This is a genomic window from Vibrio sp. 03_296, from assembly GCF_002265885.1.
Window position 1 is genome coordinate 1 of sequence record NZ_NPKW01001246.1, and the last position, 988, is coordinate 988.

The window sequence follows — 988 nt, forward strand, 5'->3', positions numbered from 1 at the left end:
TAAGATGTGACTTTTCTTGAAGCGAACGGTGTCATGATGTGAGGCCTGATAGCTTCACACCTTAAGTTGAACAGTCTGTTAAGCTCGATTCATAGGCGACCCTTCTGTCATGACTGTCTCCATTATCCTTATTCTTTCTGCCTTTCGGCTAACTCGGTCGGCTGACTCCAACACAAGCCATTTCATGATGGCAACAAGGGCAACTACGTACCACTTTCGACTGTTCTGTCCTAGATACAGGGCGGTAAAGTTCGCTCGCAGATAAAAACAGTAACTGAATTTGTAGGCAGAGTTGATGGGCGTTGCCGCGAAGAAAACCATAGTCTCTAACTCGCTGAAGACCTTTTGGTAAAACATGTTGAAGTATCAACCATAGGAACTGTGTTATCGGAAGTGTTCGGGATCTTCGTTGTTTCGTTTTGCCATCTACATATTCGAAGGTGACTTCATTCTCTGTGACAGATTTGATGTCTTTGTCTGGCAAGACTCCACGGTAGAGATAGCGTGACAGATATTGCAGAGCAGGTAACCCATACCCAACACACCGACAGTCTACGACCCATTTTGAGGGAACATCTCGGGGTAAAACCGCAGGTATTGTCTGATTGATGGATTCTAGCATTCGGGCACGCCAGACCTTGGCGAGGGCGAACTCATTAAACAGGTAATTCTTTTTCCTTTAAACCACTGATGCCTCTTTGCATCATATTGCCCTCCCGCAACGATAACGTGCAAGTGAGGATGTAGCTCTCGCTTTCGGCTGTGTGTATGAAGGACGATAGTAAATCCCAGCTCACCTTGGGTTTGCCTTTGAGCAAAGTCTTTTAACGTAGATGAAGCCACGCGGAACATGGTTTGATAAAGTGCTCGGGGAGCAGAGCGAGCTAAGCTTCTCAGTTCATAAGGTAATGTGAAGGTTACCATGTAGTAATGAACTGGAAGCAGCTTACTTTTCTGCCTTTCAAGCCAGTCTGATGTTGTACGATAC

The 988-nt window shown here is 45.7% G+C and carries 1 pseudogene; it reads right to left on the reverse strand.

From position 1 onward, the window contains the following. Nucleotides 1–148 precede the first annotated feature (148 nt). Nucleotides 149–988 (reverse strand): annotated as a pseudogene (locus CIK04_RS31315) (transposase); the annotation flags it as partial.